Source organism: Amycolatopsis sp. CB00013 (genome assembly GCF_001905755.1).
Classification (GTDB): domain Bacteria; phylum Actinomycetota; class Actinomycetes; order Mycobacteriales; family Pseudonocardiaceae; genus Amycolatopsis; species Amycolatopsis japonica.
Genome location: NZ_LIWC01000006.1, coordinates 644,679 through 663,674, shown reverse-complemented (window position 1 = coordinate 663,674; position 18,996 = coordinate 644,679). Strand labels below are relative to the sequence as shown.

Here is an 18,996-nt window from a genome sequence, read left to right as displayed (position 1 = left end):
GGGACACCATTTGGGGAGTTGCAAGTGTCTGCAGGTGGCGGAACCAAGGCGATCATCGCCGCGCTCGTGGCGAACGCCGGAATCGCGGCCGCGAAGTTCACCGGCTTCCTCATCACGGGGTCGTCCTCGATGCTGGCCGAGTCCGTGCACTCGCTCGCGGACACCTCGAACCAGGGCCTCCTGCTGCTCGGCCAGAAGACCTCGCAGCGGAAGGCGACCCGCGCCCACCCGTTCGGCTTCGGGCGGGACCGGTACTTCTACTCGTTCATCGTCGCGCTGATGCTCTTCAGCCTCGGCTCGGTGTTCGCGCTGTACGAGGGCATCCACAAGATCTCGCATCCCGAGGACCTGACCTCGCCGCTGGTGGCGGTCGGCATCCTCGTGGTCGCGATCGGGCTGGAGTCGTACTCCTTCTACACCGCGATCCAGGAGTCGAAGAAGATCAAGGGCGACGCGGGCTGGTGGGCCTTCATCCGCCAGGCCAAGACCCCCGAACTCCCGGTGGTGCTGCTCGAAGACGCGGGTGCGCTGCTCGGCCTCGTGTTCGCGCTCGCGGGCGTCGGGCTCTCCGTCGTCACCGGCGACCCGGTGTGGGACGGCATCGGCACCGTGACGATCGGCCTGCTGCTCGGCGTCATCGCGATCATCCTGATCATCGAGATGAAGAGCCTGCTGATCGGCGAGGGCGCCTCCGAGGCCGACCTCGACGTGATCGTCGACGAACTCGCCGCGGGCAAGGTCGAGCGGGTCATCCACATCCGGACGCTGTACATCGGGCCGGACGAGATGCTGGTGGCCGCGAAGCTCGCGCTGGTGCCGGGGCTGGAGACCGCTGATATCGCGCAGGCCATCGACGACGCCGAAGCGCGTGTGCGGGCGAAGGTGCCGACGGCGAAGCTGATCTACCTGGAGCCGGACCTGGACCGCGCGCTGGCGTGAGCCGGTCTCCGCTCGCTTCACGGATGCCATGAAAGGTCCTTTCCTTGCGAAATTTGCGAGGAAAGGACCTTTCATGGCGTCGGCGGGGGCGCGACCGCCATCCGGAGCAACTCTCCGTACTCCGCCGATTACCGCCGCGACCTCCGGGTACTTCGTTGCTCTCCCACCGCGCTGCCGTCACGACCGGGCGATAGGGTCCGTTGAACCGCAGTCAGGTGTAGGAGGTCAAGGGTGCCCGGAAACGGTCTGTGGCGTACGAAATCCATCGAGCAGTCCATCGCTGACACCGACGAACCGGGGACGAAGCTCAGGCGGAACCTGAGCGCGTGGGACCTGACCGTCTTCGGCGTCGCCGTCGTCATCGGTGCCGGTATCTTCACGCTCACCGCGCGCACGGCCGGCGACTACGCGGGCCCGTCGGTGTCGCTTTCGTTCGTCTTCGCCGCCATCGCCTGCGCGCTGGCGGCTCTCTGTTACGCGGAATTCGCGTCGACCGTCCCGGTGGCCGGGAGTGCGTACACGTTCTCCTACGCCACCTTCGGCGAGTTCATGGCGTGGATCATCGGCTGGGACCTCATCCTGGAACTCGCGGTCGGTGCGGCCGCGGTGTCGAAGGGCTGGTCCGCCTACCTCGAAACCGTGCTCTCCTACATCTTCGGCAAGGGCACGAAGACGACGTTCGAGATCGGCGGTGTCCCCGTCGACTGGGGCGCCCTGATCGTGGTGCTGGTGCTGGCGACCTTGCTCGCCCTCGGCACGAAGCTGTCTTCACGGTTCTCGATGGTGATCACCGGGATCAAGGTCGCGGTGGTGCTGTTCGTGATCGTGCTCGGCATCTTCTACATCAAGGGCTCCAACTACAGCCCGTTCATCCCGGAGGCCCAGTCCGGCGCCGAATCGTCGGCCACCGGGGTCGACCAGTCGCTGTTCTCGGTGTTCGCGGGCAGCAGCAGTAGCTCGTTCGGCGTCTTCGGTCTGCTGGCCGCGGCGTCGCTGGTGTTCTTCGCGTTCATCGGTTTCGACATCGTCGCGACCACCGCCGAGGAGACCCGCAACCCGCAGAAGGCCGTGCCCCGCGGCATCTTCGGCTCGCTCGCCATCGTCACGGTGCTCTACGTCGCCGTGTCGCTCGTGGTCGTCGGCATGGTGAACTACAAGGAACTCGCCACCTCGGCGGGTGACGGCGGCAAGAAGACGCTCGCGTCCGCGTTCGCGGCCAACGGCGTCGACTGGGCGGCCAACATCATCTCGGTCGGCGCCCTCGCCGGTCTGACGACCGTCGTCATGGTGCTGATGCTGGGCCAGATCCGGATCATCTTCGCGATGTCGCGCGACGGCCTCATGCCGCGTTCGCTGGCGAAGACCGGCGCGAACGGTACGCCGAAGCGGGCGACCATCGTCGTCGGCGGCTTGGTCGCCGTCGCCGCGACCTTCTTCCCGGCCGACAAGCTGGAAGAGATGGTCAACGTCGGCACGCTGTTCGCCTTCATCCTCGTTTCCGCGGGTGTCATGGTGCTGCGCAAGACGCGACCGGATCTGCCCCGCGCCTTCCGGGTGCCGTGGGTGCCGGTGGTCCCGATCCTGGCGATCCTCGCCTGCCTGTGGCTGATGCTGAACCTGACCGTTTTGACCTGGTTGCGGTTCATCGCGTGGATGGTGCTGGGCGTCCTCATCTACTTCGTCTACAGCCGCCGTCATTCGCTGCTCGGCAAGCAGAAGAAGGACGAGGTCCCGACGTCCGTTTCGGACTGATCATTCTCGTTTCGACGGCCCACCATTCCTTTGTGGATGGTGGGCCGTTTTCGTGCGCGGGCAGTCCGGTCTCGGAGCGATAACACCTGGGGGTCCCGATGTCGCCGTAAAATCCGTGTGCGATACCGTCCGGGACCTGCTTCCCCCTGACGGGTTAACGCGACTCCTGCAGAAGTACCGCGAGTTGACCGCGTTCCCTCGGAGGTGGCACCACGCTTTGCTCGTTTGTCCCCCGATCGGTACAGGAGAGCTCTGAATGCAGATCATTTCCGCGCGGCGTGTCCGCTCCGCCGCCACCGTCGTCGCGCTGGCGACGGCCGCCCTGCTCGGCGTCACGGGCACCGCGCTCGCGTGCCACACCGACGACCCCCGCGCCATCCCGACCCCGAAGAACGTCAGCACCTGTGAGAAGGCGAAGCTGCCGGGCACCGAGATCTCGACGAAGGACCTGACCTTCACCGGTGGCCCGGAGAACGACAAGTACCTCAACATCACCGCGGTCGGTGAAGGCGTCACCGTCACCGCGATCGTGGTGAAGGGCGGCGACGGCTACAACATCTACGAGCCCGGCAAGCGCGGCCTCGCGGAAACCCCGCCGTGGGAGAAGCTGCGTTCGCCGATGAACGGCGGCGGCAAGCAGGCCGACATCAGCCACTGGTTCGCCTGTGGCGAGAAGAAGACCAAGCCGACCGAGCCGACGAAGCCGAGCGAGCCGACGAAGACGACGACGGCCAAGCCGCCGACGAGCGCGCCGACCACCACGGACAAGCCGTCCGAGACCTCCGCGCCGTCGAGCACCGCGGTTCCCGCCCCGAACGTCGGCGGTAACGGCGGCAACGGTGGCGGCCTCGCGGACACCGGTTTCGACAACGCCTGGCTGCTGTGGGCCGGTGGCCTGCTGGTCCTGGCCGGTGCCGGCGTCCTGGTCCTGCTGCGCGTGCGCCGCGGGAAGACCGACTGAAAACCAGCTGACGCCTGAAGGCCCTCTTCCTCGCGAAGGGGGCCTTCAGCGCATCTGCGGGAAGTCCCCGAACAGCGAACCCTGCTCGCCCCAAGGATTCGTCGGGCGGGGGCGGCCGAGACCGGCGGCCATCGCGACGGCGTTGTCCCATTCGGCGTCGACGACGTAGTCCGTGTGCTTGAGGACGCCGGGCGCCCAGCGGTGCCGTCCGGTGGGCCCGCGCATCGGGTCGGGCAGCCAGTGATCGCCGCCGAGCACGAGGACACCCTGCTCGTCGGGTTCGGCGGCCAGCGGTCCGGTGCCGCCGCCGGGCAGGTAGCCGTCGCCCAGCAGCTTCCCGGCCACCACGCGATGCCGCCACGTCGTGACGCCGCCGCCGAAGATGTCCGTGCCGCGGCACAGCGCGCGCCAGCGGCCGTCGAGACCTTCGTAGAGCCCGGCCAGCTGCGTCTGCGGCAGCATCGCGGGGAACGCGCGCTGATAGCCCCATTGCAGTGGTGAGCCCGCGGTCAGCAGCCCGACGCGGTCACGGTCCTCCGGCGGGAGGTCCGCGATGACGCGCGCGGCGGCGAGCACGGTCAGCAGGCTGCCGAGGTTGTAGCCGGACAGCACGACCCGCGTGCCGGGGTCGGCCAGATGTTCCTTGACACGGTCCGCGAGTTCCGGGACGACCCTGAGCGCGTAACTCGGCGGCACGGTCGGATGGGCGGCACGCGGCCAGAAGCACACGAGATCCGCCAGCGCGCCGAGGTGACGGCTGCGTTTCGGGGTCGTCGCGGCGGCGAACACGACACGCAGCAGCCCCGCCGCCATGGCGCCGAGCGCGAACACGCCGATCGCGGAGATCGGCTTGGACCAGGCGCCCAGCGGGCCGAAACCGAAGCGCAGCACCAAGAGCACGCCGCCACCCGCCGCCATCGCGAGCGCCACCGTGAGCGCGAGATGGTGCAGATGCTTGCGTTCCCACGAGGCGCGGGCCCACACCCGGGCGGCCTCCTCTTCCTGCGCCTTGCTGATCTCCATGAGCGCGACGATCTTCGGGATGCCCCGGCGCAGCCGTCGCAACGGGACGGCGACCGCGAAGCCCAGCACGCCGAGCACGACGGCGAGCGCGAGACCGGCACCCCACAGCACGGTCACCAGGGAGTAGGTGTCGGGCAGCCGGAGTTCGCTCGCGCCGACCAGTTGCCGCAGCGCGACCGCGAGCCCCGCGCCGAACCCGCCGCCGAGCAGCCCGGCCAGCGCGACGACCGGCGCCGCGGCCCAGCCGCCGAGCCACGGCCGCAGCCGGTGCGGCAGGTGTTTCCACGTCGATCGGCCGAGCAGGGCCGCCGGGACGAGCATCAGCGCGAACAGCACGGTCACCGTGACCATCGCCGCACCCAGTGCTTCGACCGTCCCGTCCGCTCCGCCGAGCCCGCCGCCCGGAAGTCCCGCGGGCAGCGGTGTCCGGCGCACGACGGCGATCCCGACCAGCACGACGGCGAATGCGATCAGCCCGCCCCGGATCACCGGCCCGGCCGAGAAACCGACCGTCGAGGCCACCAGCGCGGCGAGGACGAGTGCCAGCGCGCAGATCCAGACCACCAGGTCGAAGGTCGCGGACGGCAGCCGGAACGGCCCGCCGAGCAACGGAAGCGCGACACAGGTCAAGGCGGCGACGGTGTGCAGCGTGCGCAGCCCCGGCGTCCGCGGCAGGTCCTGTGGCTGCAGGGGGCTCGAACTGTGCTCGCGGTGGACCCGGTTCCGCGAGCGCCAGTCCGACGACGGGATCCGGTCGAGCACGAAGATCAGCGCCAGCAACGGCACCACGCCGATCGCCGTCCGCAGTGGCGCGAAGTCGCGCAGGAACGACGGCGCTCCTTCGAGACAGGTCGAACCCGGCGCGAGGCACTGCGCGGCGAACAGGTCGAGCGAGACCACCGCGAGCTGGCTGATCAGCAACATCGTCAGCAGCAGCGAGGCCACCCGCAGCAGCCCCCGGCAGGCGCCGCCGAGCAGCGCCGCGGACCGCCTGCCTTCCGGGACCGGCGGCAGCATCCAATGCGCGACGTTCGCCAGCGAGAACGGGAACAGCAGCGCCCAGGTCGCCTTCGCCGCGCCACCGGAGGTCATGCCGCTCCACAGGTAGCCTTCGAGGATGCGCGGGATCGAACGGCCGAGCGCGGGCAGCACCGGACCGGGAGCGGGACGGCGCAGCCGGTCCGACGGCCGGATCAACCTGCCGACGCCGTCGCCCGCGACGTCGACCACCGACGTCGAATCCAGCAGGCTTTCACCGCTCGTGCCCACTAGCCCGGGTACGCGTATTTCGACGACGCGGGTATCGGGACCCGGCATGACCACGGTGAAGCCTCCAAACCGTTCCAGTGGGGACTGAACCGACAACGGTACTGTTCAGATGTCATCCAACCTTGGAGGAAGCGCGCATATGACCCCCGAAAGCGTTGCCAAGCGGCACGACACCCGCAACGGCATCGAGTTCGCCGTCGCCGATCTCGAGGCCGCCGAGTTCGGCCGCAAGGAGATCCGCCTCGCCGAGCACGAGATGCCGGGCCTGATGGCGCTGCGCCGCGAATACGCCGAGGTGTATCCCTTGCGGGGAGCCCGCGTTTCGGGCTCGCTGCACATGACCGTACAGACCGCGGTGCTGATCGAGACCCTCGTCGCGCTGGGTGCCGAGGTGCGCTGGGCCTCCTGCAACATCTTCTCCACCCAGGACCACGCCGCCGCGGCGATCGTCGTCGGCCCGCACGGCACCCCCGAGGAACCCAAGGGTGTCCCGGTGTTCGCCTGGAAGGGCGAGTCGCTGGAGGAGTACTGGTGGTGCACCGAGCGGATGCTGACCTGGGACGGCGAAGGTCCCAACATGATCCTCGACGACGGCGGCGACGCCACCATGCTGGTGCACAAGGGAACCGAGTTCGAGAAGGCGGGCGTCGTCCCCTCGCCGGACGAGGACACTTCCGACGAGTTCCGCGTGTTCCTCGAACTGCTTCGGGCCTCGGTCGCGGCGGACACCGGCAAGTGGACCAAGATCGGCGAAGGCGTCCGCGGGGTCACCGAGGAGACCACCACCGGCGTGTTGCGGCTCTACCAGCTCGCCGCCGCCGGTGAGCTGCTGTTCCCGGCGATCAACGTGAACGACGCGGTGACCAAGTCGAAGTTCGACAACCGCTACGGCATCCGGCATTCGCTGATCGACGGCATCAACCGCGGCACCGACGTCCTCATCGGCGGCAAGGTCGCGGTCGTCTGCGGTTACGGCGACGTCGGCAAGGGCGCCGCGGAATCGCTGCGCGGCCAGGGCGCGCGGGTGATCGTCACCGAGATCGACCCGATCTGCGCGCTGCAGGCGGCGATGGACGGCTACCAGGTCAAGAAGCTGGAGAACGTCCTCGGCGAGGCCGACATCATCATCACGACCACCGGGAACAAGGACGTCGTGCTCGTCGAGCACATGGCGCGCATGAAGCACCAGGCGATCCTGGGCAACATCGGCCACTTCGACAACGAGCTCGACATGGCGGGCCTGCAGCGTTACCCGGGCATCCGGCGCATCACCATCAAGCCGCAGGTCGACGAGTGGGTCTTCCCTGACGGCAAGAGCATCATCGTGCTGTCCGAGGGCCGCCTGCTGAACCTGGGCAACGCGACCGGGCACCCGTCGTTCGTGATGTCGAACAGCTTCTCCAACCAGGTGATCGCGCAGATCGAGCTGTTCACCAAGCACGAGGAGTACGACAAGGAGGTCTTCCGCCTCCCGAAGAAGCTCGACGAGAAGGTCGCGAAGATCCACCTCGACGCGCTCGGCGGTGAGCTCACGAAGCTGACCAAGGAGCAGGCGGAGTACATCGACGTGGACGTCGAAGGTCCGTTCAAGACCGACCACTACCGGTACTGACCGCTGCAATGAAAGGTCCTTTCCTCGCAAATTTTGCGAGGAAAGGACCTTTCATTGCATGGGGACGCTACTGCCACTCCACCTCGATGCCGGCCAGGCCCGGACCGGCGTCGCTGAAGAAACCGCTGGTCACGCCGCCCATGTCGAGCGGCAGCTCCTCGGACTCGACGGGCACGGCGTCGTCGCGGGTGCGGAACTGCCGGGTGCAGCGGGCGGGCAGCGCGCCGAGCGCGAACTTCAGCTGCACCAGGTAGCTGGCGCACTGGTCCCGCAGCATCCGGAAGTAGCCGGGCGAAGCGGTGCCGGAGTCGTCGCGGACCTCGAAGCAGAACACGTGGATCTCGCCCTCGGCGAGCTTCCGGTCGAAGAGCAGCTCGGTGGCCATCGTCTCGGCTTCGGCGTTGCGCCGGATCCGGCCGACGCGGCAGCCCTCGGCGGTGATCAGCTCGACGTCGCCGATGTTGCAGCCGGGGTCGCCGTTGTAGACGGTGACGTACCGGTCCGGGCCGTGCCGCCGGGCCCGGCACACCAGCCGGGTCTGGAGGCCGACCTGCCGGTGCGCGGCGTCGAAGGTGATCGTGTCGTGCACCGCGAGCATCTCGAGGTCGGCGTTGTACCGGTTGGAAGACGGGTACGCGCCCAGTTCGGCCAGCAGCTGGTCGACGATCGAGCCCATGTCACCGGAACGGATGTCGTGGAACGACGCGGCCATCTGGTGCCCGCGCGCCCGCGCCGTCCGCGGTCCGATCAGCACCACCAGCGCGTCCGCGGGCAGCTGCAGCACCGATTCCAGCGCACGTACGGCCGGGAGCGCCTTGGGTACCTCCGGCTGGCGCAATCCGCGCTGCCAGTAGCTCAACGTCGACTGTCCGATTTGGACACCGCGGAGCCCGAGGTGGGCGCGGAGCCGGGCGAGGGACAGGCCGCGATAGGCGATCGCCTGGCGGAGCGCGTGGTGAAATTCGCCGCTGCGGAGTGCCTCGACGAGCTCCTTGGGCAAGGCTTCGAGCGGTTGACGGCGCGTGCCGTCGATGATCGTCGGGGTGTCCCCGTCTCGTGTCACCGCTCGTCCCTTCACCAGACCAGTGTGTGCGCTGAGCGTGAACACCGCGGAACGTTCACGTTAGCAGCGCACTGTGAACACTACGTCCCCCGTTCGGGGTTGTTGACCCCGGAAGAGTGACCGTTCCGGGGTGTGGAAACGCCCCGGAACGGTCCGTTCCGCCGAGTGCCCATCTTGCTCTGTGTGAGCCTGCTGTTCACCGTTGTGACCACATTGGTTCGCCATGGTGACCAGGAGGCCCGTCGTGCCTGTGTTCTCGAGGAGGGTTTGCGCCGCCGGCGCCGCGAGTCTCGTGGCGTGGCTGGCGATCCAGACCCCGGCGAGCGCGCTGCCGTCGGCGCCTGCCCGCCAGCACCCCATCGCCATGCAGGCGCAGGAAAAGTCCCAGTGGTGCTGGGTGGCTTCCGGCAACACCATCGCGGCACACCACGGCGTGGCCGTCACCCAGAACGAATTCTGCCGGATCGCCCACGACGAGCGACGCCGGGAGTGCGCCGACAAGCCCGGAACGCTGGGCGACGTCCGGCGCGCGTTCGGCAAGCTCGGCTTCTCGGCCCCGGGGAACTACCTCAAGGGCCGCATCCCCTTCGCCGCCGTCCAGGCGCAGACCGGCGACGGCAAGCCCGTCCAGACGCGGGTCGGCTGGGCCTCGGGCGGCGGCCACATGCACGTCCTCTACGGGGCGGACGCCGGCCGGAAGTGGGTCTCGTGGGGGGATCCACTGCCCACCGGCAACCGGTACAACTGGTCGACCTACGACTTCTACTCGGCAAACAAGTCCTTCACCTGGACCCACACCCTCACCGGGATCCGGCGATGAGCGCCCGGCGGTTCCTCGGGCTGGCCGGGCTGGTCGCGGTCGCGCTGCTGATCTCGGCGCCCGGAGCGCGCGCGGATCAGCTGTCGGGTGAAGATCTCGCGGCCGCGAAGGCGGCTGCCGACGACCCCACGCTCCGTGCGGAGCTCGGCCGCTTCTTCACACAGATGGGTGGCTCGAGCCACGCGCCGTCGGTGAGCGTCATCGACGAATCCTTCCCGGTTTACGAGCTTTCGAGGGATTTCGTCGCCGGTGACGGTGCGATCGCCGGACGGCTCGCCTACGTGGCGGTGCCGGTGACGGCGTCCGACGGGCAGACCGCGACCGTGTGGTCGGTCCGCGGTGACGACGGTGCCTGGCGCGTCGGCAACATCGCGTCGGGCGACCGGGAAAGCGTGCTGGCGCGGCGGTTGCCCGCCGGTGCGACGCTGCTCCACGAACCCCAGGTCGACGCCTGGTACGCGCTGCGCGACGGTCAGGTGACGATGCTCGACGCGGGCGCCAGTGGCTCGGCGACCGGTGCTTCGGCCACCCTCGCGGAGTATCAGAAGACCGTCTCCGGCCGCTACGGCGACATGCTCGCGAGCTCGCCGTACGCCCAAGAGGGCAAGGCCGGCGGCTACAACGCCCAAGTGATGCCCCGCGGCGACGGCGGCCCCGCACCCGACGCGCAGGACACCGGCTTCGTCCCGCTGCTGATCTTCGGCGGCTTGCTCCTCATCGGTGTCGCCGGCTTCTTCCTGCACTCGAAGAGGCGCGTCCCCTAGCGGACCGGTGGGCCGGACGTGAGCTGACCCGTCTGGCCCGCCGGTCGACCACGGCACTCTAAAGTAGGCCCGTGGGACGTCTCGTGGTGATCGAAGGTCTGGACGGCGCGGGCAAGCGCACGCTCGCCGACGCGCTGACCGGCGCGCTGAACGCGGCCGGGGCGAGCGTCACGTCCATCGCGTTCCCACGTTACGGCGAAAGCGTGCACGCCGACCTCGTGAAGGAAGCGCTGCACCGCGGGCACGGCGACCTCGCCGACTCCGTCTACGGCATGGCGATGCTCTACGCGCTCGACCGACGGGGCGCGGCCGACGAGATCCGCGCGCGTCTCGGCGATCACGACGTCGTGCTGCTCGACCGGTACGTCGCGTCGAACGCCGCGTACGGCGCCGCGCGCCTCCACCAGGGCGCGGACGGCGAGTTCGTGCGCTGGCTCAAGGAACTGGAGATCGACCGGTTCGGCCTGCCGGTGCCCGTCGCGCATCTGCTGCTCCGGGTCACCGCCGACGTCGCCGCCGACCGCGCGCAGCGCCGCGCGGAGAGCGACGCGGACCGCGCGCGGGATTCCTTCGAGACCGACGACGCGCTCCAGAAGCGGTGCTCGGTGGTCTACGACGAACTCGCCGCGACGGGCTGGCTCGCGCCCTGGCACGTTCTCGACGGCGTCGCCGGTGTCGACACCCCGGCCCTCGCGACCTCCCTCCTCCGCACTTAGTCCTCTGGATGCGGTCCTTGCGCGTGCAACTACCGCGTTTCGTCCTCTAAATGCGTGAGCAGCCAGGTGTGGAACTCGCCGATGTGGTGTTCCGAGGGCATGAGCACGCCGCCCCCGCGGTAGGCACGGGACGCCATCGCGGGCTGGCAGCGTTCGCAGGCGTCGAAGTCCTGCTCGTTGACGCGGTGGAACAACTCCACCGACCGTGACACGTCCCGTCCCGACGCCACGACCTCCTCCGAATAGAGCCAGTCGCATTCGACGACCGTCCGGTCCGGCGCGAGCGGGTACATCCGGTGGAAGATCACGTGGTCCGGCACCAGGTTCACGAACACCTGCGGCCGGATGGTGATCGCGTAGTACCGCCTGTCCTGGTCGTTCGCGACGCCGTCCAGCCGGTCGAAACCCGAACCGCCGTCGATGGTGAACCCCTCCACGTCCTCGCCGAATTCGGCGCCGTGCCCGACGTAGTACTGCGCCGCGTACCCGTCGGCGAACTCCGGCAGCACCTCGGTCAGCTCCGGATGGATGGTCGCGCAGTGGTAGCACTCCATGAAGTTCTCGACGATGAGCTTCCAGTTCGCCTTGACGTCGTAGGTGATCCGGCGCCCGACCGACAGTTTGTCGAGGCGGTACCGCTCGATCGACTCCAGATCGCCCAGCCGTTCGCGCACCGCGCCTTCGACGTCGGCCTCGAACGACGGCGGGTTCGCGGCGAGGCAGACCCACGCGTAACCCAGCCACTCCCGAAGGTGCACGGTGTGCAGCCCGTACTCGGCCCGGTCGATGTCGGGGAGGTTCGCCAGGTTCGGCGCCGCGATCAGCTTGCCGTCGAGCCCGTACGTCCACGCGTGGTACGGACACTGGAACGCGCGTTTCACCGTGCCCGATTCCTCCGTGCACAACCGGGCGCCGCGATGGCGGCAGACGTTGAGGAACGCCCGCAGCCCGCCGTCCCGGCCCCGGCTGACGAGCACGCTCTCCCGTCCTATTCGGACAGTGCGGAAGTCGCCGGCCGACGGCAGGTCCGCCGACCGGACCGCGCAGAACCACCGGCGCTCGAAGATCTTCTCCTGCTCGGCCGCGAAGATGGCGGCGTCGGTGTAGTAGCCGCCGCCCAGCGTGGGGATGAGACTCGTCATCTCGCGACTCCGGCGAACCGGGCGGGGTCGAACAGGCCGATCGGATGCGCGGTGCTGCCGTCCACGACCAGGTCGGCGAGTATCTCACCGACCACCGGGACGAATTTGAAGCCGTGCCCGGAGAAACCGCAGGCGACCACCACCCGCTCGTGCTCGGGATGGCGGGAGATGACGAAATGCTCGTCGGGCGTGTTCGTGTACATGCAGGTCGCCCCGCGCAGGAACGTGCCGGGCAGCGCCGGCATCTTCCGCCCGACGAACTCCGAGATCTCGGCGACCTCTTCGGCGTGCACCGTCCGGTCGATGGTCTCGGGCGTGCAGGGCCTGCCGCCGCGGAAGAACGCGACCTTCACGCTTCCGGCGTCGTCGTGGGAGGGGAAACCGTAGAACTGGCGGCCGCCCTCGCCTTCCCAGACGTAGATCGGATGCCGTTCGGCACGGAACGGCGTCACTCCGCCCGACGGTGCGAACCAGTACTGGACCTGCCGTTCGATGGTGAACTCGATCCCGAGTTCGGTGAGCAGGCCGGGAGCCCAGGCGCCGGGGCAGATCACCAGCTGTTCGGCGGTGTAGAAGTTCTGCGACGTGCCCACCCGGACTCCGGTGGACGTCTCCCGCCAGGAAAGGACCTCCTCCTCGTGGTGCAGCTCCGCCCCGGCCCGCGCGGCGAGCTGGAGATGCGCCGCCACACTGCCTTCCGGCACCACGAAGCCGGCGTTCTCCTCGTACAGCGCGATTTCGTGGTCCGCCGGGTTCATCGTCGGGAACCGGCGGCGGATCTCGGCCGCGTCGAGGAGTTCGTGCGGCAGATCCCAGGTCCGCGCGCTCGCCAGGCTGCCCGACACCGTGCGCGAATCGGGACCGCCGAGCATGATCCCGCCGCAGCGGGTGAAGATCGTCCGCCCGGAATCGCGTTCGACGCCCTCCCACAGTTCGTGCGCCCGCAGCAGGAGCGGGACGTACGCGGGATCCTCGAAGTACGCCTGCCGGGTGATCCGCGAGCCGCCGTGGCTGGACCCGAGGTTGTGCACGGGTGCGAAGCGGTCGATGCCCAGCACGCGGCGTCCTCGCCGGGCGAGCCGGTACGCCGCGGCACTGCCCATCCCGCCGAGGCCGATGACGATGACGTCGTAATGACTCATGCGGCGCTCCTGATCCGGGCCATGGCGGGGTCGAACAACGGCTCGGTCGCGACGACGGCGGGGATCCGCTCGCCGAAGTACTCGATCTCCAGCGGCCTTCCCGGCCGGCTGAACTCGACCGGAAGCCAGGCGTAGGCGATGTTCTTGCCGACGGTGTAGCCGTACGCGGCACTCGTGACGTACCCGGCGGGACGGCCGTCGGCGTACACCGGTTCCTTGCCGAGCACGACGGAGTACGGATCGTCGACGGTGAGACAGGTCAGCTTCCTGGTCACCGTTTCCTCCGAGCGACCGGCCAGCGCGTCCCGGCCGACGAAGTAGCCCTTGTCCATCCGCACGGCGAACCCGAGACCGGCCTCGTACGGATCGTGCTCGGTGGTGACGTCCGTGCCCCACAGCCGATACCCCTTCTCCAGCCGCATACTGGAGAAGGCGTCCCGTCCGGCGGCGATGATCCCGTGCGCCTGCCCCGCCTCCCAGATCGTGTCCCAGAGTTCGCGGCCGAGGTCGGCGCTCGTGTACAGCTCCCAGCCGAGCTCGCCCACATAGGACAGTCGCATCGCGGTCACCGGAACATGGCCGATGTACGCCTGTTTCGTCTTGAAGTAGCCCATGGCCTGATGCGAGAAGTCCGTTGTGGACAGTGGCTGCAGTACGGCTCTCGCGAGCGGGCCCCAGAGCCCGATACAGCAGGTGCCCGGGGTGGTCTCGTGGATCTGCGCGGCGCCGTCGCCGGGGAGATGCCGCCGGAGCCAGTCGATGTCGATGGCGCTGTTGACGCCGACCTGGAACCGTTCGGGCCCGAGCCGGGCGACGGTCAGGTCGCTGCGCACGCCGCCGTCCTCGTCGAGCAGCAGGGTGTAGGTGACCGAGCCGGGTTTCTTGCCGAGCTGGTTCGTGGTCATCGTCTGCAGGAACGGCAGCGCGCCGGGGCCGGTGACCTCCACCCGTTTCAACGACGTCATGTCGAACATCGCGACCCGCTGCCGCGCGACCAGTGCCTCGGCGCCGCCGATCGGCGACCAGTACCGGGCGGCCCAGTCGTTGCGCGCGGGGACGCGGTCGACCTCGGGAAGGTTCGCGTTCGCCTCGTACCAGTGCGGACGTTCCCAGCCGCCCGCTTCGAGGAAGAAGGCGCCGAGCTCGGCTTGCCGTTCGTAGAAGGGACTCGTCCGCAGCGGCCGTGGTTCTTCCATGGGCTGCAAGGGATGGACGATGTCGTAGACCTCGACGAAGCTCTGGCAGCTGCGAGCCATGACGTGGTCCGGGGCCAGCTGCACCCGCTCGAACCGGGCGAGATCGCAGCCGTGCAGATCCGTTTCGGGCCTGCCGTCGACCAGCCACTGCGCCATGGCGCGCGCGACCCCGGCCGAATGCGTGATCCAGACCGCTTCGGCGACCCAGAACCCGTCGAGACCGGGGTGTTCGCCCAGCAGCGGCATGCCGTCCGGGGTGAAGGAGAACAGGCCGTTGATGCCCTCCTCGACCTTGGTCTCGCCGAGTGTGGGCAGCAGGTCGACGGCGGCGGTCCACGACGCTTCGAAGTCCGCGGGGGTGAACGTGAGCTCCGAGGGCATTCCCTCGCCGGAGCCGATCTCCTTGGCGGGCAACGGCATCGGCCGGTGACCGTACGCGCCGATACCGATCCGGTCGACGTGTTCGCGGAAGTAGAGGTCGGCGTCCTGATGTCGCAGGATCGGCCTCGTGGCCTCCTCGGTCACGCCGGCGAGTGACGGCAGGGGACTGGTGCGCGCGTACTGATGCGCCATCGGGACCAGCGGGATCGTGAGGTCCACCAGTTCGCCGAGCACCGGCCCCCACATCCCGGCGCACGAGAGCACGATGTCCGCGCGGAAGCTCCCGGTCTCGGTGGTCACGCCGGTGACCCGGCCGGCCGACCGTTCGACGCCGACGACCTTCTGCCGCGCGATGAACCTCGCGCCGCGTCCGATCGCGCGGCGGGCCTGTGCCTCGGCCGCCCGGAGGGGATGGGCCAGACCGTCGGAGGGGATGTGGAATCCGCCGAGCACCTTGGCCGGATCGAGCAACGGATGCAGCGCCGCGCATTCGCCGGGATCGATCAGCCTGCTTTCGACCCCCGACGCGGTGGCCCAGCCGTGCCGCCGCGCCAGGTCGGCGTGCCGTTCCGGGGTGGTGGCCACCTCCAGCCCGCCGACCGGGCGGAAACAAGGGTTCCCGTCGAGGTCGAGCGTGCCGTATTTGGCGACGGTGTAGCGGGCGAACTCGGTCATCGTGCGGCAGGCGTTGGTCTGGAAGACCAGACCGGGCGCGTGCGACGTCGACCCGCCGGTGGCGAACAGGTCGCCCTGTTCCAGCACGGTGACGTCGGTCCAGCCGCGTTCGGTGAGTTCGTCGGCGAGCGCGCAGCCGACGATGCCGGCGCCGATCACGACGACGCGGGGTACGGGGGGCATGGTGAGGGGTACCTCCTGCCTGCCCGAAAAGTCCACAAAGGACCATCGGGCATCGGGGTGACAGGCGCTGTTGCGAATGAGGCACGTTGTTCCGTCTTCAGCAACAAAGTGCGGCACCGGCGGGCGCGCTGTCAAGAGCCCGAAGAGGTCGGCCTCTTCACTCGGCGAAGTACCCCAGCTGTGCCGAAAGATCAGCCGACGCCTCGGTCAGCGGCCGGACGATCTGCCGCACCCGCTGTTTCGAAAGCCGGTACGACGGGCCCGAAGCGCTCATCGCCGCGACGACGTCGCCGCCGGGTCCGTGCACCGGCACCGCGACCGCGTGCATCCCCAGCTCCAGCTCCTCGAAACAGGACGCGTACCCGTCCTCGGCGACCCGCTCCAGCTCCGCGGTCAGCTCGTCCGGATCGACCGTGGTCCGCGGCGTGAACTGTTCGAGTTTCCGCCGGAGCAAGCGTTTGCGCTCGACGTCGCCCATGTACGCGAGCAGCACCTTCCCGCTGGACGTCGCGTGCAGGGGCGTGCGCTGCCCGGTCCAGTTCTGCGTGGTGATCGCGGCCGAGCCGCGGGCCTGGCTGACGTTGATCGCGACACCGTCGTCGGCGATCGCGATGTTGACCGTCTCGCCGAGCGTCTCCGCCAGGCCCTGGCAGGTCTGCCTGCCCAGTTTCGCCAGGTCCATCCGGCCGGTGGCGGCGCCGGCGAGCCGGACGATGCCGAAGCCGATCGCGTATTTGCCGCGTTCGCCGAGCTGCTCGACGAGGCCGCGGTTCTCCAGGACGCTCAGCAGACGGGAGGCCGTCGACTTGTGCACGCCGAGCTCGCCCGCGATCTCGGTGATCCCCGTTTCCCCGTTGCGTGCCAGCAGTTCCAGCACGCTGATCGCGCGGTCGACGGACTGCACCTGGCTGGATGTTGCGTTCCCCGCGTCCTGGTTCCGCATGACGCAACAGTAGCCGTTTCGCCCGGATCCGCTCGGCTGAGTGGGCGAATCCCTTGACGCACCGGCCCCTCGGGGGTGATTGTTGCGCAGAGCACGTCCCGTCTCGTAATACGCAACATCAACAACCGTCGGTCCTTTCCCCGGAGGCCCCGATGATCCGTGCCTGCTCCGTCTCCGAACTGCCCGAAGGCGAAGCCGTCCGCTTGGCGGGCCCCGTGCCCGTCTCGGTCTTCCATTCCGAGGGCGCGTATTACGCGCTCGACGACACCTGCAGCCATCAGGACGCGTCGCTCGCCGACGGCTGGATCGAAGGCTGCTACGTCGAATGCCCGCTGCACGCCGCGCGGTTCGATCTGCGGACCGGCGCGCCGGACTGCCTGCCTGCCAAGAACGCCGTGCGCACGTACCCGGTCGTGGTCGCCGACGGGGTGATCTACGTGGACACCGAGGTGCGGCAGGACGTCGCTTGAGAACCGTCGCCGTCGTCGGCACCTCCCTGGCGGGGCTCCGCGCGGCACAGGAATTGCGCGCACAAGGCTTCGACGGGCGGCTGGTGATGATCGGCGCCGAGCCGCCGTACGACCGGCCGCCGTTGTCGAAGGATTTCTTGCTGGGCAAGGTTTCCGCCGACGACATCGCGCTCGCCGGGCAGGACGACCTCGACGCGCTGGCCGCCGAATGGCACCTCGGCGTCCGTGCCGAAAAACTCGGCCGCGAGGGCGTGACCCTCGGCGACGGCACCACGATCGCCGCCGACGGTTACGTCATCGCGACCGGTGCGGTGGCCAGAACCCTCGACACGGCAAGGAATCTGGCCGGCGTGCACACCTTGCGGACGCTCGAAGACGCGGTCGCCCTGAAGCAGGCTCTCGCGGCCGGGCCTTCCGCGGTCGTCGTCATCGGTGCGGGATTCATCGGCGCGGAGGTCGCGTCCGCGTGCCGACTGCTCGGCCACGAGGTGAGCGTGGTCGAGGCGATGCCCGTGCCGCTCGGCCCCGTCCTCGGCGCGCGGATGGGCGCGGTGTGCGGGGAACTGCACGCGGAGAACGACGTCCGGCTGATCGCGGGCGTCCCCGTCGCCGGATTCACCGGGACCGGCCGGGTCACCGGTGTACGGCTCGCCGACGGCAGGGAGATCCGCGCCGATCTCGTCGTCGCCGGAGTGGGGGCGCGGCCCGCCACCGAATGGCTGACCGGCTCCGGGCTCGCCGTCGACGACGGGGTGCTGGTCGATTCCGGCTGTGTCACAGCGAATCCCCGAGTGATCGCGGTGGGTGACGTCGCGCGGTACCGCTGCCCGCTGCGCGGCGTACGGGTCCGCGCCGAGCATTGGACGGCGGCCGGGGAACAGCCGGGCGTCGCGGTCGCGAACCTGCTCGCCGGCTCGACCGTCACGCATTTCGCACGACACGGTTACTTTTGGTCCGATCAGTACGGACGGCGGCTCCAATTCGCCGGAGTGGCCACGGAAGACGTGCGGATCGCCGAAGGTGACGTGGCTTCGAAGCGCTTCGTCGCGACCTATCACCGCGGCGATGTGCTGACCGGTGTCTTCGCGATCGACTCCCCGAGGCCGTTCACCAGGCTCCGACGTGCTCTCTAGGGGCAGAAGACCCTACTCGGATGGAGCAATTTGCCCGATTCGATGATCTTTCTGGTGGTCACATCGCCGGGTCGCGCGCCCGCACGGGGAAACTAGTGCGAACATAGGTTTATGAAGGCACGTGTTCTGGTCGTCGACGACGACCCTGCTCTCGCGGAGATGCTCACCATCGTGCTGCGTGGGGAGGGGTTCGACACAGCCGTCGTGGCCGACGGCTCACGGGCGCTGCCCGCGCTTCGTGAGCTGAAACCGGACCTGGTCCTCCTCGACCTCATGCTGCCCGGCATGAACGGCATCGACGTCTGCAAGGCGATCCGGGCCGAATCCGGCGTGCCGATCGTGATGCTCACCGCCAAGAGCGACACCGTGGACATCGTCCTCGGGCTCGAGTCGGGGGCCGACGACTACGTGGTCAAGCCCTTCAAGCCGAAGGAGCTCGTGGCCCGCGTCCGCGCCCGGATGCGCCGCACCGAGGCCGAGCCCGCCGAGTCGCTGACGATCGGCGACCTCGCCATCGACGTCCCCGGCCACGAGGTGACGCGGGAGGGCAAGGCCATCCCGCTGACCCCGCTCGAGTTCGACCTCCTGGTCGCGCTCGCCCGCAAGCCGCGGCAGGTGTTCACCCGCGAGGTGCTCCTCGAGCAGGTGTGGGGCTACCGCCACGCCGCCGACACCCGGCTGGTGAACGTCCACGTCCAGCGGCTGCGGTCGAAGGTCGAGAAGGACCCGGAGCACCCCGAGGTGGTGTTGACCGTTCGCGGTGTCGGGTACAAGGCCGGCCCGCCGTGATCACCCCATGACCGGACGCTTGC

General features: G+C 69.1%; 16 protein-coding genes. 10 read left to right on the top strand and 6 right to left on the bottom strand.

What is annotated here, in order from left to right; genetic code table 11:
* Nucleotides 1-24 precede the first annotated feature (24 nt).
* The 3 genes from AMK34_RS36685 to AMK34_RS36675 all read left to right on the top strand — a co-directional run bounded on the left by AMK34_RS36685 (nucleotide 25) and on the right by AMK34_RS36675 (nucleotide 3,652).
* A complete protein-coding gene (locus AMK34_RS36685) occupies nucleotides 25-939 on the top strand; it encodes a cation diffusion facilitator family transporter (protein ID WP_073848387.1) in 915 nt (304 codons plus the stop codon).
* 231 nt (nucleotides 940-1,170) lie between these two features.
* Nucleotides 1,171-2,691, top strand: a complete 1,521-nt coding sequence (locus tag AMK34_RS36680; protein ID WP_073848386.1) for an amino acid permease — start codon at nucleotides 1,171-1,173, stop codon at nucleotides 2,689-2,691.
* A 256-nt stretch (nucleotides 2,692-2,947) separates the two neighbouring features.
* The gene (locus tag AMK34_RS36675) at nucleotides 2,948-3,652 is read left to right on the top strand and encodes an LPXTG cell wall anchor domain-containing protein (RefSeq protein WP_073848385.1); all 705 of its coding nucleotides are present in this window, start codon (nucleotides 2,948-2,950) and stop codon (nucleotides 3,650-3,652) included.
* A 45-nt stretch (nucleotides 3,653-3,697) separates the two neighbouring features.
* On the opposite strand, the gene AMK34_RS36670 is transcribed toward AMK34_RS36675, so the two are convergent.
* Nucleotides 3,698-5,992 carry a hypothetical protein gene (locus AMK34_RS36670; protein ID WP_073848384.1) on the bottom strand — a complete coding sequence of 765 codons (2,295 nt, stop codon included), beginning with the start codon at nucleotides 5,990-5,992 and terminating at the stop codon, nucleotides 3,698-3,700.
* Nucleotides 5,993-6,083: 91 nt separating this feature from the next.
* On the opposite strand from AMK34_RS36670, the gene ahcY reads away from it, so the two are divergent.
* Nucleotides 6,084-7,556 carry an adenosylhomocysteinase gene (gene ahcY / locus AMK34_RS36665; protein WP_038508580.1) on the top strand — a complete coding sequence of 491 codons (1,473 nt, stop codon included), beginning with the start codon at nucleotides 6,084-6,086 and terminating at the stop codon, nucleotides 7,554-7,556.
* 67 nt (nucleotides 7,557-7,623) lie between these two features.
* Here the strand turns inward: ahcY and AMK34_RS36660 are convergent, their stop codons facing one another.
* Nucleotides 7,624-8,619, bottom strand: coding sequence for a hypothetical protein (locus AMK34_RS36660; protein WP_038508582.1), 996 nt, complete (start codon nucleotides 8,617-8,619; stop codon nucleotides 7,624-7,626).
* A 250-nt stretch (nucleotides 8,620-8,869) separates the two neighbouring features.
* Between AMK34_RS36660 and AMK34_RS36655 the strand changes: the two genes are divergently transcribed.
* The 3 genes from AMK34_RS36655 to AMK34_RS36645 all read left to right on the top strand — a co-directional run bounded on the left by AMK34_RS36655 (nucleotide 8,870) and on the right by AMK34_RS36645 (nucleotide 10,919).
* Entirely contained in the window at nucleotides 8,870-9,439 is a 570-nt protein-coding gene (locus AMK34_RS36655; RefSeq protein ID WP_038508585.1) for a papain-like cysteine protease family protein, read from the top strand.
* Nucleotides 9,436-10,203 (top strand): hypothetical protein, encoded by a 768-nt coding sequence (locus AMK34_RS36650; RefSeq protein ID WP_073848383.1) that lies wholly within the window; start codon nucleotides 9,436-9,438, stop codon nucleotides 10,201-10,203. The genes AMK34_RS36655 and AMK34_RS36650 overlap by 4 nt, the downstream gene beginning before the upstream one ends.
* A gap of 83 nt (nucleotides 10,204-10,286) precedes the next feature.
* Nucleotides 10,287-10,919, top strand: coding sequence for a dTMP kinase (locus AMK34_RS36645; RefSeq protein ID WP_083650100.1), 633 nt, complete (start codon nucleotides 10,287-10,289; stop codon nucleotides 10,917-10,919).
* Nucleotides 10,920-10,948: 29 nt separating this feature from the next.
* Here AMK34_RS36645 and AMK34_RS36640 read toward each other — a convergent pair whose 3' ends face one another.
* The 4 genes from AMK34_RS36640 to AMK34_RS36625 all read right to left on the bottom strand — a co-directional run bounded on the left by AMK34_RS36640 (nucleotide 10,949) and on the right by AMK34_RS36625 (nucleotide 16,581).
* Entirely contained in the window at nucleotides 10,949-12,061 is a 1,113-nt protein-coding gene (locus AMK34_RS36640) for an aromatic ring-hydroxylating oxygenase subunit alpha (protein WP_073848381.1), read from the bottom strand.
* Nucleotides 12,058-13,203, bottom strand: coding sequence for an N-methyl-L-tryptophan oxidase (gene solA / locus AMK34_RS36635; RefSeq protein ID WP_073848380.1), 1,146 nt, complete (start codon nucleotides 13,201-13,203; stop codon nucleotides 12,058-12,060). Before solA ends, AMK34_RS36640 begins: the two co-directional genes overlap by 4 nt.
* Nucleotides 13,200-15,638 (bottom strand): GcvT family protein, encoded by a 2,439-nt coding sequence (locus AMK34_RS36630; RefSeq protein ID WP_073848379.1) that lies wholly within the window; start codon nucleotides 15,636-15,638, stop codon nucleotides 13,200-13,202. The genes solA and AMK34_RS36630 overlap by 4 nt, the downstream gene beginning before the upstream one ends.
* Before the next feature lie 157 nt (nucleotides 15,639-15,795).
* Nucleotides 15,796-16,581 carry an IclR family transcriptional regulator gene (locus AMK34_RS36625; RefSeq protein WP_038508605.1) on the bottom strand — a complete coding sequence of 262 codons (786 nt, stop codon included), beginning with the start codon at nucleotides 16,579-16,581 and terminating at the stop codon, nucleotides 15,796-15,798.
* A gap of 152 nt (nucleotides 16,582-16,733) precedes the next feature.
* Between AMK34_RS36625 and AMK34_RS36620 the strand changes: the two genes are divergently transcribed.
* The 3 genes from AMK34_RS36620 to mtrA all read left to right on the top strand — a co-directional run bounded on the left by AMK34_RS36620 (nucleotide 16,734) and on the right by mtrA (nucleotide 18,973).
* On the top strand, nucleotides 16,734-17,051 hold the full coding sequence (locus AMK34_RS36620; protein ID WP_037341010.1) for a bifunctional 3-phenylpropionate/cinnamic acid dioxygenase ferredoxin subunit: 318 nt from the start codon (nucleotides 16,734-16,736) through the stop codon (nucleotides 17,049-17,051).
* Nucleotides 17,048-18,184, top strand: a complete 1,137-nt coding sequence (locus AMK34_RS36615; protein ID WP_073848378.1) for an NAD(P)/FAD-dependent oxidoreductase — start codon at nucleotides 17,048-17,050, stop codon at nucleotides 18,182-18,184. The genes AMK34_RS36620 and AMK34_RS36615 overlap by 4 nt, the downstream gene beginning before the upstream one ends.
* Before the next feature lie 111 nt (nucleotides 18,185-18,295).
* Nucleotides 18,296-18,973, top strand: coding sequence for an MtrAB system response regulator MtrA (gene mtrA / locus AMK34_RS36610; protein WP_005150760.1), 678 nt, complete (start codon nucleotides 18,296-18,298; stop codon nucleotides 18,971-18,973).
* The last annotated feature ends 23 nt before the right edge of the window (nucleotides 18,974-18,996 follow it).

What these genes read in the sequence shown, in the direction of transcription:
- mtrA (WP_005150760.1), top strand. Translation starts at nt 18,296, where the DNA reads ATGAAGGCACGTGTTCTGGTCGTCGACGACGACCCTGCTCTCGCGGAG.
- ahcY (WP_038508580.1), top strand. Translation starts at nt 6,084, where the DNA reads ATGACCCCCGAAAGCGTTGCCAAGCGGCACGACACCCGCAACGGCATC.
- AMK34_RS36675 (WP_073848385.1), top strand. Translation starts at nt 2,948, where the DNA reads ATGCAGATCATTTCCGCGCGGCGTGTCCGCTCCGCCGCCACCGTCGTC.
- AMK34_RS36670 (WP_073848384.1), bottom strand. Translation starts at nt 5,992, where the DNA reads ATGCCGGGTCCCGATACCCGCGTCGTCGAAATACGCGTACCCGGGCTA.
- AMK34_RS36620 (WP_037341010.1), top strand. Translation starts at nt 16,734, where the DNA reads ATGATCCGTGCCTGCTCCGTCTCCGAACTGCCCGAAGGCGAAGCCGTC.
- AMK34_RS36640 (WP_073848381.1), bottom strand. Translation starts at nt 12,061, where the DNA reads ATGACGAGTCTCATCCCCACGCTGGGCGGCGGCTACTACACCGACGCC.
- solA (WP_073848380.1), bottom strand. Translation starts at nt 13,203, where the DNA reads ATGAGTCATTACGACGTCATCGTCATCGGCCTCGGCGGGATGGGCAGT.
- AMK34_RS36625 (WP_038508605.1), bottom strand. Translation starts at nt 16,581, where the DNA reads ATGCGGAACCAGGACGCGGGGAACGCAACATCCAGCCAGGTGCAGTCC.
- AMK34_RS36650 (WP_073848383.1), top strand. Translation starts at nt 9,436, where the DNA reads ATGAGCGCCCGGCGGTTCCTCGGGCTGGCCGGGCTGGTCGCGGTCGCG.
- AMK34_RS36630 (WP_073848379.1), bottom strand. Translation starts at nt 15,638, where the DNA reads ATGCCCCCCGTACCCCGCGTCGTCGTGATCGGCGCCGGCATCGTCGGC.